16 protein-coding genes are annotated in these 18070 nt (G+C 71.1%); 10 read left to right on the plus strand and 6 right to left on the minus strand.

What is annotated here, in order from left to right:
* Window positions 1–16: 16 nt before the first annotated feature.
* Window positions 17–1204: an acyl-CoA dehydrogenase family protein gene (locus AC30CM_RS25465; RefSeq protein WP_490119698.1), complete on the plus strand. Its 1188-nt coding sequence runs from the start codon at window positions 17–19 to the stop codon at window positions 1202–1204.
* Between the two features lie 18 nt (window positions 1205–1222).
* Here the strand turns inward: AC30CM_RS25465 and AC30CM_RS25470 are convergent, their stop codons facing one another.
* Complete coding sequence (locus AC30CM_RS25470) at window positions 1223–1675, minus strand: MaoC family dehydratase (protein ID WP_490119699.1); 453 nt, start codon at window positions 1673–1675, stop codon at window positions 1223–1225.
* Window positions 1676–2096: 421 nt separating this feature from the next.
* Between AC30CM_RS25470 and AC30CM_RS25475 the strand changes: the two genes are divergently transcribed.
* Genes AC30CM_RS25475 through AC30CM_RS25485 form a run of 3 tightly spaced genes read left to right on the plus strand, consistent with a single transcriptional unit; the run spans window position 2097 to window position 6941 of the window.
* Entirely contained in the window at window positions 2097–2771 is a 675-nt protein-coding gene (locus AC30CM_RS25475; protein ID WP_490119700.1) for a hypothetical protein, read from the plus strand.
* 41 nt (window positions 2772–2812) lie between these two features.
* Complete coding sequence (locus AC30CM_RS25480) at window positions 2813–5116, plus strand: Rv1355c family protein (RefSeq protein WP_490119713.1); 2304 nt, start codon at window positions 2813–2815, stop codon at window positions 5114–5116.
* A complete protein-coding gene (locus AC30CM_RS25485; protein WP_490119701.1) occupies window positions 5085–6941 on the plus strand; it encodes a sensor domain-containing phosphodiesterase in 1857 nt (618 codons plus the stop codon). The genes AC30CM_RS25480 and AC30CM_RS25485 overlap by 32 nt, the downstream gene beginning before the upstream one ends.
* Here AC30CM_RS25485 and AC30CM_RS25490 read toward each other — a convergent pair.
* Window positions 6891–7811 (minus strand): FAD-binding protein, encoded by a 921-nt coding sequence (locus tag AC30CM_RS25490; RefSeq protein ID WP_490119702.1) that lies wholly within the window; start codon window positions 7809–7811, stop codon window positions 6891–6893. The two genes, AC30CM_RS25485 and AC30CM_RS25490, sit on opposite strands and share 51 nt — an antisense overlap.
* Window positions 7812–8416: 605 nt before the next feature.
* Between AC30CM_RS25490 and AC30CM_RS25495 the strand changes: the two genes are divergently transcribed.
* The 3 genes from AC30CM_RS25495 to AC30CM_RS25505 all read left to right on the plus strand — a co-directional run bounded on the left by AC30CM_RS25495 (window position 8417) and on the right by AC30CM_RS25505 (window position 11664).
* A complete protein-coding gene (locus AC30CM_RS25495) occupies window positions 8417–9103 on the plus strand; it encodes a ScbR family autoregulator-binding transcription factor (protein ID WP_490119703.1) in 687 nt (228 codons plus the stop codon).
* Window positions 9104–9178: 75 nt separating this feature from the next.
* Entirely contained in the window at window positions 9179–10411 is a 1233-nt protein-coding gene (locus tag AC30CM_RS25500) for an acyl-CoA dehydrogenase family protein (protein WP_490119704.1), read from the plus strand.
* 14 nt (window positions 10412–10425) lie between these two features.
* Window positions 10426–11664 carry an acyl-CoA dehydrogenase family protein gene (locus AC30CM_RS25505; protein ID WP_490119705.1) on the plus strand — a complete coding sequence of 413 codons (1239 nt, stop codon included), beginning with the start codon at window positions 10426–10428 and terminating at the stop codon, window positions 11662–11664.
* On the opposite strand, the gene AC30CM_RS25510 is transcribed toward AC30CM_RS25505, so the two are convergent.
* Together AC30CM_RS25510 and AC30CM_RS25515 are read right to left on the minus strand one after the other, a co-directional pair.
* Window positions 11661–11939: a hypothetical protein gene (locus AC30CM_RS25510; protein WP_490119706.1), complete on the minus strand. Its 279-nt coding sequence runs from the start codon at window positions 11937–11939 to the stop codon at window positions 11661–11663. The two genes, AC30CM_RS25505 and AC30CM_RS25510, sit on opposite strands and share 4 nt — an antisense overlap.
* A 77-nt stretch (window positions 11940–12016) precedes the next feature.
* Entirely contained in the window at window positions 12017–13261 is a 1245-nt protein-coding gene (locus AC30CM_RS25515) for a lipase family alpha/beta hydrolase (RefSeq protein WP_490119707.1), read from the minus strand.
* Between the two features lie 203 nt (window positions 13262–13464).
* On the opposite strand from AC30CM_RS25515, the gene AC30CM_RS25520 reads away from it, so the two are divergent.
* Window positions 13465–15006: an AMP-binding protein gene (locus AC30CM_RS25520; protein WP_490119708.1), complete on the plus strand. Its 1542-nt coding sequence runs from the start codon at window positions 13465–13467 to the stop codon at window positions 15004–15006.
* On the opposite strand, the gene AC30CM_RS25525 is transcribed toward AC30CM_RS25520, so the two are convergent.
* Together AC30CM_RS25525 and AC30CM_RS25530 are read right to left on the minus strand one after the other, a co-directional pair.
* The gene (locus tag AC30CM_RS25525; protein ID WP_490119709.1) at window positions 14954–15619 is read right to left on the minus strand and encodes a sensor domain-containing protein; all 666 of its coding nucleotides are present in this window, start codon (window positions 15617–15619) and stop codon (window positions 14954–14956) included. The genes AC30CM_RS25520 and AC30CM_RS25525 overlap by 53 nt on opposite strands.
* 25 nt (window positions 15620–15644) lie before the next feature.
* Window positions 15645–16190, minus strand: coding sequence for a hypothetical protein (locus tag AC30CM_RS25530; RefSeq protein WP_490119710.1), 546 nt, complete (start codon window positions 16188–16190; stop codon window positions 15645–15647).
* 356 nt (window positions 16191–16546) lie between these two features.
* Between AC30CM_RS25530 and AC30CM_RS25535 the strand changes: the two genes are divergently transcribed.
* Complete coding sequence (locus tag AC30CM_RS25535) at window positions 16547–17233, plus strand: MspA family porin (RefSeq protein ID WP_490119711.1); 687 nt, start codon at window positions 16547–16549, stop codon at window positions 17231–17233.
* Window positions 17234–17271: 38 nt separating this feature from the next.
* A complete protein-coding gene (locus AC30CM_RS25540; protein ID WP_490119712.1) occupies window positions 17272–17946 on the plus strand; it encodes an MspA family porin in 675 nt (224 codons plus the stop codon).
* Window positions 17947–18070: the final 124 nt, after the last annotated feature.

An 18070-nucleotide genomic window follows, 5' to 3' on the forward strand; every position in this document is an offset into this window, starting at 1 on the left:
CCCCCGAGGAGGCACCGTGACCCAGCGACAGGCCCCCGACCGCGCCGTGAGCGACGAGGACTTCCGCGACATCCTGGCCGCCACCCGCGAGTTCGTCCGATCCGCCGTCGTTCCGCGCGAGACCGAGATCATGACCGCCGACCGCGTACCCGACGACATCCGCGCACAGGCCATGGAACTGGGCCTGTTCGGGTATGCCATCCCCCAGGAGTGGGGCGGCCTGGGCCTGGACCTGACGCAGGACGTGGAGCTGGCCATGGAACTCGGCCACACCACGCTGGCGCTGCGCTCGATGTTCGGCACGAACAACGGGATCGCGGGCCAGGTACTGGTGGGCTTCGGCACCGACGAACAGAAGAGCCGCTGGCTCAAGGGCATCGCGTCGGGCGACGTCGTCGCTTCCTTCGCCCTCACCGAACCCGGCGCCGGGTCCAATCCGGCGGGGTTGCGCACCAAGGCCGTGCGCGACGGCGACGGCTGGCTGATCACGGGCCAGAAGCGGTTCATCACCAACGCGCCCACCGCCACCCTGTTCGTGGTGTTCGCCCGCACGCGGCCCGCCGACGCCGACGGCGCGGGCATCGCGGTGTTCCTCGTCCCGGCCGACGCGGCGGGCGTCACCGTCGGCGCCAAGGACGCCAAGATGGGCCAGGAGGGAGCGTGGACCGCCGACGTGACCTTCGACGACGTCCGCGTCGACGCCGACGCCCTGGTGGGCGGTGCCGAGGACATCGGCTATCGCGCCGCGCTGACCTCGCTGGCGCGCGGCCGCATCCACATCGCGGCCCTCTCGGTCGGCGTCGCCCAGCGTGCACTCGACGAGTCGGTGGCCTACGCCGCCACCGCCACCCAGGGCGGCACGCCCATCGGCGAGTTCCAGCTGGTCGCCGCCATGCTCGCCGACCAGCAGACCGGCGTCATGGCAGGGCGCGCCATGGTCCGCGACACCGCCCGGCAGTGGGTCGACGGCACCGATCGGCGGATCGCGCCGTCGGCTGCGAAACTGTTCTGCACCGAGATGGCCGGACGCGTCGCCGATCTCGCGGTCCAGGTGCACGGCGGCAGCGGGTACATGCGCGAGGTCCCCGTCGAGCGCATCTACCGGGAGGTGCGGCTGCTGCGCCTCTACGAGGGCACCAGTGAGATCCAGCGGCTCATCATCGGCGGCGGCCTGGTCAAGGCCGCCCGCGCCGACCGTGGCTGACGCGGGCGGGCCGACCGCTCACGCGATGTAGCGGGTGATCGACGCCACCACGGCGGCCGGCTTCTCGGATCCCTCGATCTCGATGGTGATGGTCGTCGTCACCTGCACCGCGCCCTCCAGCTGGGTGACCCCGGTGATCTCGCCTCGCGCGCGGATGCTCGCCCCGACCCTGACGGGGCTGATGAAGCGCACCTTGTCGTAGCCGTAGTTGACCGCCAGCGACACGCCCTCGACGCGGAACAGCTGGTGGGAGAAGTGCGGCACCAGCGACAGCGTCAGCAGTCCGTGCGCGATGGTGCCCCCGAACGGGCCGTCGGCGGCCTTGGCCGGGTCGACGTGGATCCACTGGTGGTCCTCGGTGGCGTCCGCGAACTGGTTCACCCGGGCCTGCTCGACGGTCAGCCATTCCGTGGGTCCGAATTGGCTGCCGCGTGCTTCAGCTAATTCATTCAGATTGTTGAACACCTTCATCGCTACTCCTCTGGCCGAGTCGACACCGCGGTTGAGGACGTTAGTACACGCGCCGACAAATCGTTGCCAGCTCGGGCGGCGATTTGCTGACATCGCGACCGAAGTGGCCACCTGTTCGCCATCATTGCCCCGCTAAGCGGCCACGCTGGGGAAATGCCGGAAGCGACGCATTGCAGGAGATTGACGAATGCGGAAAGGTTCCGCGTCTCATGCCGCCTGACCAGCGGTTACCGATGGGTAGTGATGCTATCCAGACTAGATTCCCCCAGGTTGCGGGCTGATACTGACTGCGCGATTCGCATTAACTCCGATGCGAATGACACCCCAGCCGGAGACCGTTTCGACGGGGCTCCCGAGCATTGGAGACGAGGCGAGAATGAGCGTTCCCTTCACCGAATTGTCCGATTCCAGCTATGGAACGATGACGGAATCGATCAGTTGGTGGGATTCCGATTCCCGCTCCACGATGGTCATCTCGACGCCCGAGTTGGATCCCGGAACGTGGCAGGAATACCTTCGCGAGGCCGAGCGCAGCTATCGCAGGCACGGCGTGGAGAACGCGCTCGAGATCGATCAGATCGCCGACGGGGCGGACACCGCGTTGTTCTGGACCCTGGTCGACGACGACGGCGCCCTGCTCGGTGGCGTCCGCGCGGTGGGCCCGCTGACCGGCGCCGAGGACTCCCACGCGGTGCTCGAATGGGCGGGGCAGCCCGGCCAGGCCGCGGTGCGCAAGATGATCGACGACCGCGCGCCGTTCGGGGTCCTGGAGATGAAGACCGCCTGGACCACCGAGGACCGTGGTCGCGCGCGGTCGGCGTCGACGGCATTGGCGCGCAGCGCCTTTCATGCCATGGAGCTGCTGGGCGTGCAGTTCTGCATGGCGACGTCGGCCCCGCACGTGCTGGCCCGCTGGGGCTCGTCGGGTGGCGTGGTGGCACCCATCCCCGCGGCGCCGTATCCCGACGAGCGCTACCTTACGAAGATGATGTGGTGGGACCGGCGAACGTTCGCCAATCACGCAGATCCCGAACAGGTGCCGAAGATCCTGCGTGAGATCGCGACGGTCGCGGGCCAGGCCGCGGTGGCCCTGTGAGCGATCGCGCCCCGGCCGGACCCGACTCGTTCGAGGCCGTCCTGTTCGAGGACCGGGCCGACGCCGACGCGCTGGCGGTCCTGCTGGCCGACCCCGTGGTCGAACGGCTCGATACCCTTGTCGCACAACGGCGCGCGCTCGCGGAGGTGTTGCGCGCCGGCGGCAGCCACGGTGATGGCGACGGCGATCACCTCGGTGCCGAACCGGCGCGCTGGGCGTACTACCCGTGGCGGCGGACCCTGGTGCGCGTGCTCGGCCCGCGGGCGTTCCGCCGCGTGCGGCTCGACCGCAACCGCAACCTGGTGACCGCCGCCGAGCAGGATCGCCTGGGCCGACTCCGCATCGGGGTGGTGGGGCTGAGTTCCGGTCACGTCATCGCCCACACGCTCGCGGCGCAGGGCCTCTGTGGGGAACTGCGGCTGGCCGACTTCGACGAGCTGGAGTTGGCGAACCTCAACCGCGTACCCGCGGGCGTCCTGGACCTCGGGCTCAACAAGGCCACCGCAACGGCGCGGCGCATCGCCGAACTCGACCCCTACCTGACCGTGCGGCCGTGGCCGAACGGCGTGACGGCCGACACCGTGCACGACTTCGTCGACGGTCTCGACGTGGTGGTCGAACAGTGCGACTCCCTGGACGTCAAGGCCCTCGTCCGGCAGGTCGCCCGGGAGCGGGGCGTGCCCGTGGTGATGGCGACCAGCGACCGGGCCATGATCGACGTGGAGCGGTTCGACACGGACCCGGACTACCCGGTCTTCCATGGGCTTCTCGGTGACGTCGACGTTGCCGCGCTGCGCGCACTCGACGGCGGCCAGCGGGTGGCGTACGTCCTGCGACTCCTCGACGTCGCCGGGCTGGCGGACCGATCGGCGGCGTCGCTGCTCGAGGTGGGACACGAGCTGGCGACGTGGCCGCAGTTGGCGGGCGACGTGACGCTGGGTGCCGGCGCGGTGACCGAGGCGGTGCGGCGCATCGGGCTGGGTCTGCCGCTGACCTCCGGCCGCGTGTGCCTGGACGCGGGTGCGGCACTCGACCGCCTCGAGCGGCCGCGCGTGCCCGCGGGCACAGCGGCGGAGCCGCCCACCAGCACAGCGGCGGAGCCGCCCACCAGCACAGCGGCGGAGCCGCCCACCAGCCCAGCGGCGGAGCCGCCGTCGGCAGGTGGTGCGGAAGATCCGCACGGGTCCATCGGCACCTTCGAGGCCATGGCGGCGGCCGCCAATCGCGCGCCGTCGGGCGGCAATTCGCAGCCGTGGTCCATCGAGGTACGTGACGACGCGCTGGTGATCGCGGTGGAGCCGACGCTGACGTCGGCCATGGACATCGGCTTCCGCGGCAGTGCCGTCGCCGTCGGCGCGGCGGTGTTCAACGCGCAGGCTGCCGCCGGTGCCGCGGGCCGCGCGACGCGCGTGCGGTACGACCAGACCGCGGCCAGTCCACTGCGTGCCACGGTGCACCTGGCCGAGGGCACGGATGCCCGCCGCGCCCGCTGGTATCCGGCGGTGTGGCGCCGCGAGACCAACCGGCATCTGGGAACGGGTGCGGCACTCGACGGCGCCGCGCGCGAGGAGCTGGTGCGCGCCGCCGAGGCGGAGGGCGGCGGCCTGTGCCTCGTCACCGACCGCGATCGCATCGCGGTGGCCGCCGACGTGCTGGGCGCCAGTGATCGCATCCGGTATCTGACGCCCCGGCTGCACGCCGAGATGATGTCCGAGCTGCGGTGGCCCGTCGACGCCGAGACCGCGGCGGAAGCCGGCATCGACACCGGCACGAAGACCGGTACGAACACAGGCACGAACGCCAGCACGAACACCGACATGGACACCGGCATCGACGTCCGCAGCCTCGAACTCGACCCGGTGATGACGCTGGCCCTCGACGTGCTGAAGCGGTCGGAGGTGATGGCGGCCCTGGCGTCGTGGGACGGGGGCCGCATCCTCGGGGTGGACACCTGGGCCCGCGTCAGCGCCAGCAGCGCGCTGGCGGTGGTGACCGTCGACGGTGACGCGCTCACCGACTACGCCAGGGGTGGTGCGGCCGTCGAGGCCGTGTGGCTCGCCGCTCAAGAGGCCGGGTTGTCCGTGCACCCCGTCTCCCCCGCGTTCCTGTACGCCCGATCGTCGGCGGACGTGGCCGAGGTGGTCGGTCACCGCGCCGACGATCTCGTGCGCTTGCGGGACCGCTTCGCCGACGTGGCCGAGCTGGGCGCGGCGGTGCCGGCGCTGATCTTGAGGTTGGCAGTGACGGCGCCCACGACGACCCGCAGCCGTCGACGGTCCGTGAATGCCTTCGACCGGCGATATTCTGTTGGCGATGTCCGGAGATCTCCCTCGAGTCAGCCTTGACCGGCTGGTGACGAACGTCGCCGTCGACCTCATGGCGTCGAGCGCGGCCACCGCCGTGCCCGTGGCTCAGAAGGTCCTCGGCATGCTGGTCGAATACTTCGACGTGGACGTGAGCTTCTTGCGCCACAACGATCACTCGATCCGCGCCTCGGTGCTGGTGGCGGAGTGGCCGCAGCGGTACGACGTGCCCGATCCCGACCCGCTGGGCGTGGTGTACTTCGCCGACGCCGATCCGGTGTTCGCCCTGTCCGAGCACGCCAAGAAGCCGCACGTGTTCCGGCCGGACATCGAGGACGACTACCAGAAGCGCATCGAGGAGAGCCGTCAGATCCCGCAGACCTCGATGGCCGCCTCGCCGCTGGTCTCGGGCGACGTCACCACCGGTGTCCTGGGCTTCGTGAAGTTCGGCGACCGCGAATGGCTGCCCGAGGAACTCAATGCGCTGGAGGCCATCGGCTCCCTGTTCGCGCAGGTGCAGGCCCGCGTGCAGGCCGAGGAACGGCTGCGCTACCTGGCCGACCACGACGACCTCACCGGTCTGTCCAACCGGCGCGCGCTGCTGAACCACCTGACCGAGCGGCTCGCCGCCGGCGGGCCCGATCCGGTCACGTTGCTGTCGATCGACCTGGACCGGCTCAAGACCATCAACGACTACCTGGGCCATACCGCCGGTGACTGGTTCATCCGGGTGCTGGCCGACCGACTGACCCAGGGCACCAAGCGCACCAGCTTCATCGCGCGTCCCGGCGGCGACGAGTTCGTGATCGTGCCCGCCGAGGCCATGCCCGCCGCGGAGGCCGCCGACCTCGCCGCGGACCTGCTGGGCAGCCTGCGGGAACGGGTGGCGATCGACGGCGAGATGCTGACGCGCACCGTCAGCATCGGGGTGGCGCTGGGCATCCCCGGCCGGGACACCACCACCGATCTGCTGCGGCGGGCGGACCAGGCCGTCCTGACGGCCAAGGCGGAGGGGGGCAACCAGGTCGCGGTGGCCACCGACGAGATGGCGTTGGAGTCGGAGTTCCGCAACGACATCGAGCTGCACCTGCAGAACGTCACCGAGAGCGGCGCCCTGTTCCTGCGCTACCTCCCCGAGGTCGACATGCGTACGGGCGCGGTCCTGGCGACCGAGGCGCTGATCCGATGGGACCACCCCACCCGGGGGCTGCTGTCACCCGCCGCGTTCATCACGGTCGCCGAATCCATCAACCTCGCCGGCGAACTGGGCCGCTGGGTGATGCGCACGGCGTGCGCCGAGTTCGCCCGGTGGCGCTCGCTGGGCCACGCCGACGACGTGGTGCTGCGGCTCAACGTGTCCCCCGTGCAGCTGGTGACCGACGGTTTCGTCGAGACGGTGTCTGGCATCCTCGCCGAGTTCGGGTTGGAGCCGAACTCGGTGTGCGTCGAGATCACCGAGAGCGTGGTGGTCCAGGACCTGGAGACCACGTCGATCACCCTCCAGGGCTTGCGCGACGTCGGGGTCAGGATCGCGATCGACGACTTCGGCACCGGCTACAGCGTGTTCTCGCACCTCAAGCAGCTGCCGGTCGACGTGTTGAAGATCGACCGGGGCTTCGTGACGGACCTGGGCGCGAATCCCGACGACCTGGCGATCGTGCGCGCGATCATCGCGCTGGCCGATGCGTTCGGGCTGGAACTGGTGGCCGAGGGCGTCGAGACCGAGGTGGCGGCCCAGACGCTGCTGGCCCACGGCTGCCACCGGGCGCAGGGGTTCCTGCTGTCGGAGCCGATCTCGGGCGACGAGATGGTCGAGCTACTCGCCCGGGGCCGGGTCGGCGTGCACTTTCCCGCAGCGCAGGGCTGACCAGACCGTACGCGTGTCGTGCAGTCCCGCGCGTAGCGTCCGTCCGGACACGGTGCACAAGGGGCGGCGGTGCTCGGGTGGGGCCGTGTCGAGCAGCTCCACCCGGCCGAAGCGGCTCGCGGTTCGTCCCACCAGGCACACCTGGCGCACGTAGCCGTCCGCGGGGACGCCGACCTGGACGTCGTCGAACCAGTCGTGATCGCTCGGCGCGAGGGTGACACCCCGCCGCGCGCGTACCGTCGTCCGGCCCGTCGCCGTGGCCAGCACGGCTCCGACGACGCGGCCGTCGTCGAACACCAGGCGCTCCAGGGCGGCCTGGGCCAGCACGTCCACGCCCCGCTCGGCGGCGGTGCCCGCCATCCAGTCGCGGAGGGCAGGCGCCCCCGATTCCCGGCGCCAGGACATCGAACCCAACGGGGTCACCTCGATGGTGCCGCCGTCAGCGGCGCGCATCGTGGTGGCACCGGATCCGGACACGTGGGAGAACACGATCCCGTAGGGCGAGGTGAGGCATTGTGCTGCCCAGTCGGTCAGCCGTGAGCCCACGAACGTCTCGGGCGCCTCCGCGGTGACCATGCTCGCCGCGCGCGTGGGCACGGGCAGATTCCGGGCGACGAACGCGGTTTCCGGCACCCATTCTGCGAATCCAGCGAAGTAGTCGGCGGTGGCTGGGTCGGTCGCGTCGGTCGGCAGCCACCCGCGCATCGCCCGCAGCCGACGGCGCGTGGCCAGCCCGGCACCGGTGGTGTCGGGCGCCGCGGTGGAACCGGCCACCAGCACGCTATGACCTGCGTCGACGGCGGCGATTGCCCCCGCAAGCCCGCCCATGCCGGCACCGATGCACAGCACGTCGACTTCGTGATCCCACATCAGCGCGTCCACCCCAGGGTTGCCATGGCTTCGTTGTCATCGTCGTGTCCGCGGCCGGAACGGCGCATCGCGGCGGCCGTTGCGGCGCGGGTCGAGGCGGCACGAGCTGCGTCGTCCGTCCCGGTCGCGTACCGGGGACCCGCCGTGGCCGCACGTCCCACTCGTCGCGGCGAGATGTTTGCCACCCCACCGCGTGTCGACCGCACGTCCTGAACGGGTCGCCTACCAGCGACTTTCGGACCAGCGGTCATCACGTTGGCTAGTTTACATACCAAAGGGATGGTCTGCAGCCCTGGTCTTGACTTCGAGTCTGGAGCAAAATCGGGCACGTGCCCGACCAGCATCCGGGGCCCGACCGCGGGTGCGCCTGCGGGCGCCGCGGCGATGCCCGCGGCGCCGGCGACCGTTTCCGACGCTTCCGACGTTCCCCGCCGCGCCCGGCCTCGCGGCGATTCGGCGCTCACCCCGCCCGCACCGCTCCCACCTGCACGGATCCGCCGCAGCGGGGCACCGCGCTGGCAATCGCGAATGCGGTGCCGTACCGTCCCCACGATCTATGATCCGTTCTAATTAGTTTGCGACGATATTGGAGGTAGTCGAAGGTGGTGCGCCAGGCCAGATCCGAGGCGACCCGACGGAGGATCATCGACTCCGCCATAGACCTGATCAACGAAATCGGTTATCCCGCCGCCGGATTGGCTGACATCATCGAGCGGGCCGACCTCACCAAGGGCGCGCTCTACTACCATTTCGACTCCAAGGAAGCCCTCGCCACGAGCATCATCGAGGAGGGCGCGGCCACGGTGCTCGACGCCTTCCGGTCGGCGGGCCGGGCCAGTTCGCCCGCGATGGAGAACATCGTGCACGGCCTCTTCGTGACGGCCGACGTGCTGGGAAGCGACCGCGTCGCACAGGCCGCCAGCCGTCTGCTGCGCACGTTCGGCGGCTTCAACCCCGCCGCCAAACGCACCTACGCCACGCTCATCGAGGAGATGACCCGACTGACCACCGGCGCGAGCGGCGAGGGTGACCTGCGGTCGGACGTCGACCCGCAGGAGGCGGGCAACCTGATCGTGGCGACCCTGCTGGGCTCCGAGGTGCTCTCCAGCGCCCTGTCCGACGGCAAGGATCTGCGCCACCGCTTCAACCGGACGTGGGAGATCCTGCTCCCGGCGCTGGTGGCGGCCGATTCTCAGGCCTACTACCGCGAGTTCCTCGCCAGGCAGTCCCTGCGCTCGCCCAAGTCCGCGGACGCCGCAGCGTCCGAGGCGGGGTCACCGTCGGCGTCCTGAGGGCACCCGCGATACCGCCACCTGGGTAACCAGGTTTACCCTCTCGGGAGGACGGCTACCGAGGGGACGATCACCGTGGACTTGGTCACATCGGCTGCCGACGTCGCGTTCCGTGACGAGGTGCGCGCCTTCCTCGACGCCCGTCTCACCCCCGAGCTGCGACGTGCCGGACGTTTGATGACCAGCGTGTACAGCGATCACGACGCCAGCATGCGGTGGCAGGCGATCCTGCACGAGCGCGGCTGGGCGGCGCCCGCGTGGCCCGTCGAGTACGGCGGCTGCGACTGGACCTTGACCCAGCACTACGTCTTCAGCAGGGAGTCGACGCTGGCCGGCGCCCCCTCCCTGTCACCGATGGGCATCCGGATGGTCGCGCACGCCATCATCGCGTTCGGTACCCAGGCTCAGAAGGACTACTTCCTGCCGCGCATCCTCACCGGCGAGGTGTTCTTCTGTCAGGGCTATTCCGAGCCGGAGGCCGGGTCCGATCTCGCGGCGCTGTCCATGGCCGCCGTCGCCGACGGCGACCACCTGGTGTGCACGGGCAGCAAGATCTGGACGACCCACGCCCGCGAGGCCAACTGGATGTTCGCGCTGGTGCGCACATCGCGGACCGGCAAGAAGCAGCAGGGCATCACGTTCGTGCTGATCGACATGACGTCACCGGGCATCCAGATCCGCCCCCTGGTCATGACCTCCGGTGAGGAGGTGCAGAACCAGGTCTTCTTCGACGACGTGCGCGTGCCCACGGCGAACGTCGTCGGGCGCGTCGACGACGGCTGGACCGTCGCGAAGTACCTGCTCGAATTCGAGCGCGGCGGCGGTGCTGCCGCGCCGGCGCTGCAGGTCATGGCCGAGGACGTGGCGGCCGCGGCGGCGACGCAGCCGGGCCCGGCGGGCGGCAGGTTGCTCGACGACCCGGCGTTCGCGCGCAAGCTCGCCGACGCCCGCATCCGGACCGACGTCCTCGAGATCCTCGAATACCGCGTGTTGGCCACGTTGGCCGACGGCGGCCACCCCGGCACCGACTCGTCGATGCTCAAGATCCTCGGCACCGAACTCAGCCAGGTGCTCACCGAACTGGCCATGGAGGCGGCGGGGCCGCGGGGCCGCGCCTACCAGCCACACGCGACGTGCCCCGGCGGTCCGGTGGCCGACTTCGCCCCGCCTGCCGACCACTACGTCTCGGGGCAGCCCTGGCAGGCGGTGGCGCCGCTGCGCTACTTCAACGACCGGGCCGGGTCGATCTACGCGGGTAGCAACGAAATTCAGCGCAACATCCTGGCCAAGGCCGCACTCGGCCTCTGACGACGGGACCGCACATGCCCCTCACCGGCGACGACCTCACCAAAGACGACCTCACCAACGACGTCCTCGGCGACGACGCCCTCACCGACGAACAGGCGTTGCTGCGCGACGGCCTGCGCAGGTTCCTCGCGGCGCGCTACGACCTGACGACGAGCCGTGCCGCCGTCAAGACCGGGAACGGCTGGCAACCGGAGATCTGGCGAGCGTTCGCGACGGAGCTGGGCATCCTGGGGGCCGCTCAGCCCGAGGAGGTCGGCGGTGACGACGGCGGTCCGACGGTCGCGATGATCATCGCCGAGGCGCTCGGGTACGCCCTCGTGGTGGAACCGTTCGTCGACACCGCCGTGGTCGCGGCCGGGCTGCTCCGGCGCGCCGGCGGGCCGGTGGCCACCGCGCTGCTGCGCTCCCTGGTGGCCGGTGACGCCGTCGTCGCGCTGGCCGCCGCGGAGGAGCAGTCCGGCCACGACTGGAGCCGCATCGCCACCTCGGCGGAGCGCGACGGCACCGACTGGGTGCTCTCGGGCGCGAAGATCACCGCCGCCGCCGTACCCTTCGCGTCCCACGTGCTGGTGACCGCCCGCACCGCGGCGGGTCCGTCGCTGTTCGTCGTCGACGTGGCGGGCGGCGCCCCGGCAGGTTGGACTCGGCACGACTACCGCACGATCGACGACCGGTGGGCGTCGGACCTGGTGTTCGACGGCGTCCGCCTGCCGGGTGACGCGCTTCTCGGCCACGACGGCCAGGCGTGGCCGTCGGTGGACCGGGCGCGGGACGAGGGCGCGGCGGCCGTGTGCGCCGAGGCCGTCGGGCTGATGCGCAAGGTGCTCGCCGACACCGTCGCCTACGCCAGGCAACGCCAGCAGTTCGGCCAGCCGATCGGCAGCTTCCAGGCGCTGCAGCACCGTCTGGTGGACATGTACCTGGAGGTGCAGCAGGCGGCCGCCGCCGCTCATCTGGCCATGCTGCACCTGGACGCCGAGCCGGACGAGCGGGCCCGCGCCGTGTCGGCGGGCAAGGCGACCGTCGGCCGCGCCGCGCGATTCGTCGGCCAGAACGCCGTGCAGCTGCACGGCGGCATGGGCATGACCGAGGAGCTGGCCATCGGCCACTACTTCAAGCGGCTCACCGCACTGCAGTACGAGTACGGCACCACCGATGCGCACGTCGGCCGGTATGCCGAGCTGACGGCCCGGACCGGCGTCAGGACCGGATCCGGGCCAGTCGACTCCAGACCTGGTCGACCCCCGGCTTAGGTGACGTCCTCCGGCCGTTCGGGCACGATGTCGGTGATCCTGGTGCGCAGCCGCCGGCGTTCGACGACCTGCCACCCGATGCCCGCCGCGAGCGCCACGACGGTCACGACCGCCCCGATCGGCGCCAGGTCACTGCGTCCCACCGCGAATCCGGTGAGGGTGAGCGCGAACGCCACGAGACCGACCGCAATCAACGTGTAACCGGGCCAGCGCGCCGCGTCCTTGATCGCCTCTCCGGCAACAGGCCCCACCGTGGCGCCATCGCCGGGGGTCATCCGTTCTCCGTTGGTAGTCATGGTCATTGGTCGGTCGCCGGGGCGCGGTGCGAACGTCGACGGGGCTGTTAGCCCGCTCACGTCGGGCGGCGGGCACCGAGCCAGTCACGCAGCCGCGCATAGATCCGGGGATGGTTGAGCAGGTCGAAGTGGTGCAGCCCGGTCAACACCAGGCCGTCCTCCTCGACGAATCCGACGCTGCGGCGGCGACCCGACCTGCCGACCCCGCCCGAGGCGCTCGACGGCCGGACGAGGTGGTCCCCCACCAGCGCCCCGACGGCCGCAGGCGCCGCCGACGTCGCGACGAAGTGGTAGGAAGCCGTCGGCAGGAACGGCACCTCGCCGCAGCGGTCGGCGAGGAACTCGTCCGGATCGGCCTGCGACCAGTCGTCGTCGAGCAGGGCGCCGTAGCGCAGGTCCTTGATGCCGTCGCTGCGGCGGTTGAGCAGTTCGGCGATGGCCCGCGTCTCGCCGAGTCGGATCATGAGCCAGGACGCGACGTTGACGGCCTTCTCGAGATCGGCGCCCAGATGCGGGGAGCCCAGACAGACGACCTGCCTGGTCGCGCGGCTCCAGCGTCGGGAGCGCTCGTGGCCGTAATGGCAGGCGCTGCGCACCACCAGACCGCCCATCGAGTGCCCGACGAGGGCGACGTGGCGCACCGGCACCGGCCACACCTCGACCAGCCGGGTGAGCAGGTCGTCGAGCGCCCGGCCGTTGGTGGAGACGTGCAGGCCGGTGTTGTACCGCACGAAGACGGGTGTGAACCCCAGGTCGTCGTGGAGGCGGTCGCCGTACGGGCGGACGTCGGGATCGTCGGTCGGCCGCGGCGGCCGCTGCCACGACGCCTCCGTCTGGCACAGCCCGTGGACGAACACGACGAGCTTGTCGCTGGGCCGGGCGAATGCGGCGGCGACGTCGTTCGGCGTCAGCGCGACGGGCCGCCCGTCGCAGCGCACCGACATCGGCGCGGCCAGGCTGCTGCCGCGCTCGGCCAGCTCGTCACCGTAGATGCCGTTGAGCGCGGCGATGGCCTCGGCGGCGCCGTGGCGCTCATCGAGGGGCTGGTCGTCGTCGAAGCCGCAGCCGGCGGCGGCCAGCGAACTCAGCGCGGGCGGCATGCGCCGTCCCGCCGCTCCCAGGCCGTCGTAGATCGCGCCCGAGATGGCGTCGTGGACGACCTCGACGGGCCGTGCGGCCGGGCCGATCGAGCGGAAGACGCGCCCGGCGATGCCTTCGTGCATGCCACGGACCAGCGAGTTCACCACTCCGAGGCCCTCCGCGGCGGCCTCGCCCAGTGCCTCGATGTCTGCGGTGCGCATGGTCGAACCTCCCCTGCGGCAGCGTGACGCGCATTGAGTGAACGATTGTTCCGTTTTCGAGGGTACGTTCGTCGGCGCGCCCCGGCAACGCCGGGCAGCCACCGGAGCTGGCGACGCCACCGTGGATGCCACCGTGGACGCCCCCGGGGATGCCCCAAGGCGCCGTGGCCACCGATCGAGGACCGCCGCTAGCGTACGACGCCATGGGGTTGCTCCACGAGTTCGTCACCGCGGCCGCGGCCACGGCACCCGAGCGGGCCGCACTGATCGCCGCCGACGGTGCCGTGGTGAGCTTCGGCGAACTGGACCGCTGGACGGCGGCGCTGGCCGGGTGGGTACGGCGCCGGACGGGTGCCGGCGACCGCGTGGCGGTGATCGCCGACAATTCGGTGGACTACGTCGCCGTCTACTACGCGGTGCCGCGCAGCGGGCGACTGCTGGTCCTGGTGAACCAGCGCCTGGACGCGGCCGCGCGGCAGGCGGCCGTCGCGGCCGCCGCGCCGACGCTCGTCGTCGGCGATGCCGCCTACCTCGACGAGCTGGATCCGGCGTGGCCCAGGGTGGGGTTCGACTCGCCGGCGTGGGCGGCGGCGCGGCGCGGCGACGGGTCCGCGGACGCCGCACCCGACCCGCACTCCGCCGACCCGCACCCCGACGACCCGGCCTGGCTGCTGTTCACCACCGGATCCACCGGCACCCCCAAGGGCGTGGTGCACACGCACCGCTCGCTGCGGGCGGCGGTGCGCGGCACGGTCGAGGGCCGATCGGTCCGCGCCGGCGGGGTGTACCTGCTGCCGTTCCCGATGTGTCACGTCGCGGGGTACAACGTCCTGGTCCAGCACGCGGTGGGCTCGACGGTCCTGCCGGTGGCCGCCTTCCGGCCCGAGGCGTTCGCCGATGCGGTCGACGCGCACGCGGTCACGTCGTGCTCGCTGGCGCCCACCATGCTGCACGCCCTGCTCACGCATCTGGAGCAGACGGGGCGCACGCTGCCCTCGTTGCGCGACGTCGCCTACGGTTCGGCCGCCATCCCCGCCGATCTGCTGCGCCGCGCCCTGGACCACCTCGACGTCGACTTCCACCAGGGGTACGGGATGACCGAGACCGGCGGCAACGTCACGTTCCTGGGCCCGGCCGACCATCGGCGCGGAGCGGCGGGCGACCCGGCGGTGCTGGCCAGCGCGGGGCGCCCGCACTCCCGGGTCGAGGTCCGCATCGACGACCCGCGCGGCACCGGGGTGGGCGAGATCCTGGTGCGGGGTGAGCAGGTGGCCGCCGGCTACTGGCCGGATCGGCGTCCGGTCACCGTCGACGGCTGGCTGCCCACCGGTGACGTCGGGCGGTTCGACGACGCGGGACGGCTGGTGGTGGTGGACCGCAGCAAGGACGTCGTGATCACCGGCGGCGAGAACGTGTCCTCCCGCGAGGTGGAGGACGTGCTCGGGACGCACCCGGCGGTCGACCAGGTGGCGGTGGTCGGCGTGCCTGACTCCTACTGGGGCGAGGCCATCTGTGCGGTGGTCGTGCTTCGCGCCGAACATCGTTGCCACGACGCCGATCTCGTCGCGTACGCGCGATCGCGGATGGCCGCGTTCAAGCGGCCCAGACACGTGCTGTTCGTCGCCGAACTGCCGCTGACGACCAATGGCAAGATCGCCAAGGCCGCCGTGCGGGACCTGGCGCGCGCCGCCGTCAGCTCGGCAGCGTCTTCTGGATGTTCGCGGCGATCTCCGACGCCGCCGTGACGACGGGTACCGGTGGCCGGCACGCCTGCACGTCGATGACCACGTTGGAGTACACCGACAGCACGTGCTGGCAGACGCGTCCGGAGGGGCCGGTCCCCCTGGCGATCGGCATGGCGAGTTGCGTGTCGCTGCGGTGGAGGTCGCCGGAGAGCCACTTCGGCATCTGCCGGTCGTTGACCGTCATGTTGACGGTGTGGTTGGTGCACTTCGTCCAGCGGTCGGCCGACTGGTCGAAGAACGCCTGCGCCGCAGCGGCGGTGGGATAGTTGGCCACCGACTGGTGCACGCTGCTGGACCAGTCGTCGGTGTCGGGGGCGCGCATGATCTGCTGCCGCACCGTCACCCAGCCGTCGGGCCGGCCGGCGTCGCCGTAGATGGCCGCCTGGGCGGGCTGCCACACACCCAGGCAGTTGAGGTTGGGCAGCAGGTTGCGGTCGTCGTCCATCACCTCGGACACGGGTTGGGCCACCATCGCCGTCGTGCCCATGATCCGGTTCACCTCGGGAACGCCGGCCAGCGCCTTCTCCAGCGCTGCGGCGGGGACGTCCGGTGGGGCCGCGACGCCGCGAGATCCCTTGTCCGAGCAGCCCGCAACGGTGACGGCGACAGCCATCACGCAGCCGAGGACGAGGCGTGCGTCAGGCATGCGTGCCGGCGGCGGCGCACGCCTCCTGGACGTGGGTGGCGTCGGTGTTCATCTCGGTGGCGGTGGTGTTGAGGGTCTCCCGGCCGCCGCGCACGCCCATCTTGACCAGCAGCTTGGTGGCGCCCCAGGACCACGACCGCATGGGGTCGGCGATGGCGGGCGACAGGCCCGGCGTGTTGGCCGCCGACATGCCGGCCCCGGCACCCTCGCGCAGCGCGGTGCGGGCGGTGACGTTGCTCGCCTGCGTGGCGGGGTCGTCGTAGTCCACGTGCTCCCACGTCTCGAGCGCATCGGAGAAGTCCCCGTAGTAGTAGGCCGTGCCCTCGAGGACGTCGGCGAACCGACCGCAGGCCTGCACGGCGGCCGGATCGGCGTCGTCGGAGGTGACGCCCGCGCTCGCGGGTACCGGCGGGGCCACCGGCGCACCCGGATCGGCGGCATCCGCGGGATCCGCGGCGGCCGCCGGGGCCAGCGTCACGGTGACGGCACACCCGATCGCCGCCAGCACCGACGCGCGTCCAACCACTGGTGACCTCACGAACACTCCCTTCACGTCGGCCGGCACGGACACACCGGCCACGCGGGCACCCTCGGGGCGGACACCTCGCCGCTCTACCGTCAGAGCACGACGTGAACGAAAGGTGAACGGCGCGAGTCTCGTTGGGACCACGGCGGCGTCGATCTCGTGTCTGCCGCCTGCGAGTCGACTGTGAGCGTGAGAGTCGTTGCGCAACCGCAGCATCGGCGAGACACGGCCGCGTCCACTGGACGGTCGACCGGCGGCAACCATTCACCGTCCATTCACCGTCCGGCAACCCACCCCGTGGATGCTCCCTCGCGACACATCCGTTGCATCCCATTCGGTTTCCGAACACGAGAGGCGCTCACACCCCCATGTTCACTCGCTTCGCCACCCTGGCTGCCGTCGGCGTGCTGGCAACCGTCGGCACCGCGCCTTTCGCCCTCGCCGAACCGGCGCCGCCGGCTCCCAACGACCCCGCCATCGTGCCGGTGACGAACCCGCTGCCGCCCGAGGGAGCGGTGCCGTCGGGCGCCCCCGGCGTCCTGGACACCCCGGACGGCTGGCACCTCGAGGTCGTCGGCGCCAACGAGACCCAGCTTCCGGTGGCACCGCTGACCACCGCCATCTCGTCGCGCGAGTACCTCGTCGCGGGCACGTTCACCGGCAAGATCACCGGCAGCGGCAAGACGAAGCTGGCCGGCGGCTCGTTGGAGGCCGGTGAGCAGATCGGCTGCGGCATCATCTCCGACGAGACCGAGATCAACCCCGGCGCCAGCTTCACCCCCGGCATCGGCCTGCCGTTCACCGGCAACGTGACCGGCGGCTTCGGCATCAGCCTGCAGGGCAAGGTCTACCTCAAGCCCGGCACCGTCACCACCGTCGCGATCGACAAGAAGTCGTTCAAGGGCACCAGCGCGCGCGTCACCATCACCGGTGTGCGCATCAAGACCGACCAGTGCGCGGGCCAATCGTTCATCCGCTCGTACGCCACGCTGACGAGTTCGACCGACAACACCGACGACGTCATCTCCTACATCGGCGTCACCAAGTCCGTCTGACCCGGCCGTCCGACCTACCCACGACAGGATCGAAAGACATGTTGAATCGCTTTGCCACGGTGGCGGCCTCGTTCCTCGCCATCCTGCTCGTCACCGCGCCGCTGGCGGGTGCCGAGCCGCCCGCCGACCCGGCCGGTGACGTCGCTCCCCCACCCGACAACGGCGTCGTCGCCTCCGCTCCGCCTGCGGTGGTCACCAGCCCCGACGGCTGGGTGCTGACGGTCGAGGCCAAGGACGAGACCCAGCTGCCCATCGCGCCGCTCACGACGGCGACGTCGTCGCGCGAGTACCTGGTGGGCGCCACGTTCACCGGCACCGTCACCGGAAACGGCACGACCACGCTCAACGGCGGCACGCTGGAGTCCGGCTACCAGATCGGCTGCGGCATCGAACTCGGCCAGGTGCGTCTGATCGGCCAGGCCGGCATCAGCACCTCGGGCTCGTCGCTCACCGGCGGTCTGGTGCCCACCGGTCTGTCCTTCCCGATCTCGGGCACCATCGAGATCCACCCCAAGCCGGGAACCGTGCAGCAGGTGCCGGTGAACAAGAAGTCGTTCAAGGCCGCCCCGGTGCGCGTGACCATCAAGGACACCCACGTCAAGGTCGACGGGTGCGTCGGTCAGTCGTTCCTGCGGTCCTACGCCACGCTGACCAGCTCGACCACCGACACCGACGACATCGTCGCCTACTACGGCGTCACCAAGTCGGTCTGACCGGTCCGCCCGAACAACCATCCATGACGCCAAGAAAGCGAGTTCCCATGGCGCCGAGGTCTCGTCAGGTCATTGGGCTCGCGCTCGCGGTGTTCGGCGCGGCGGTCGCCTTCCCGGCGACCGC

Source organism: Mycobacterium sp. DHQP2018-32-09, assembly GCF_058148405.1.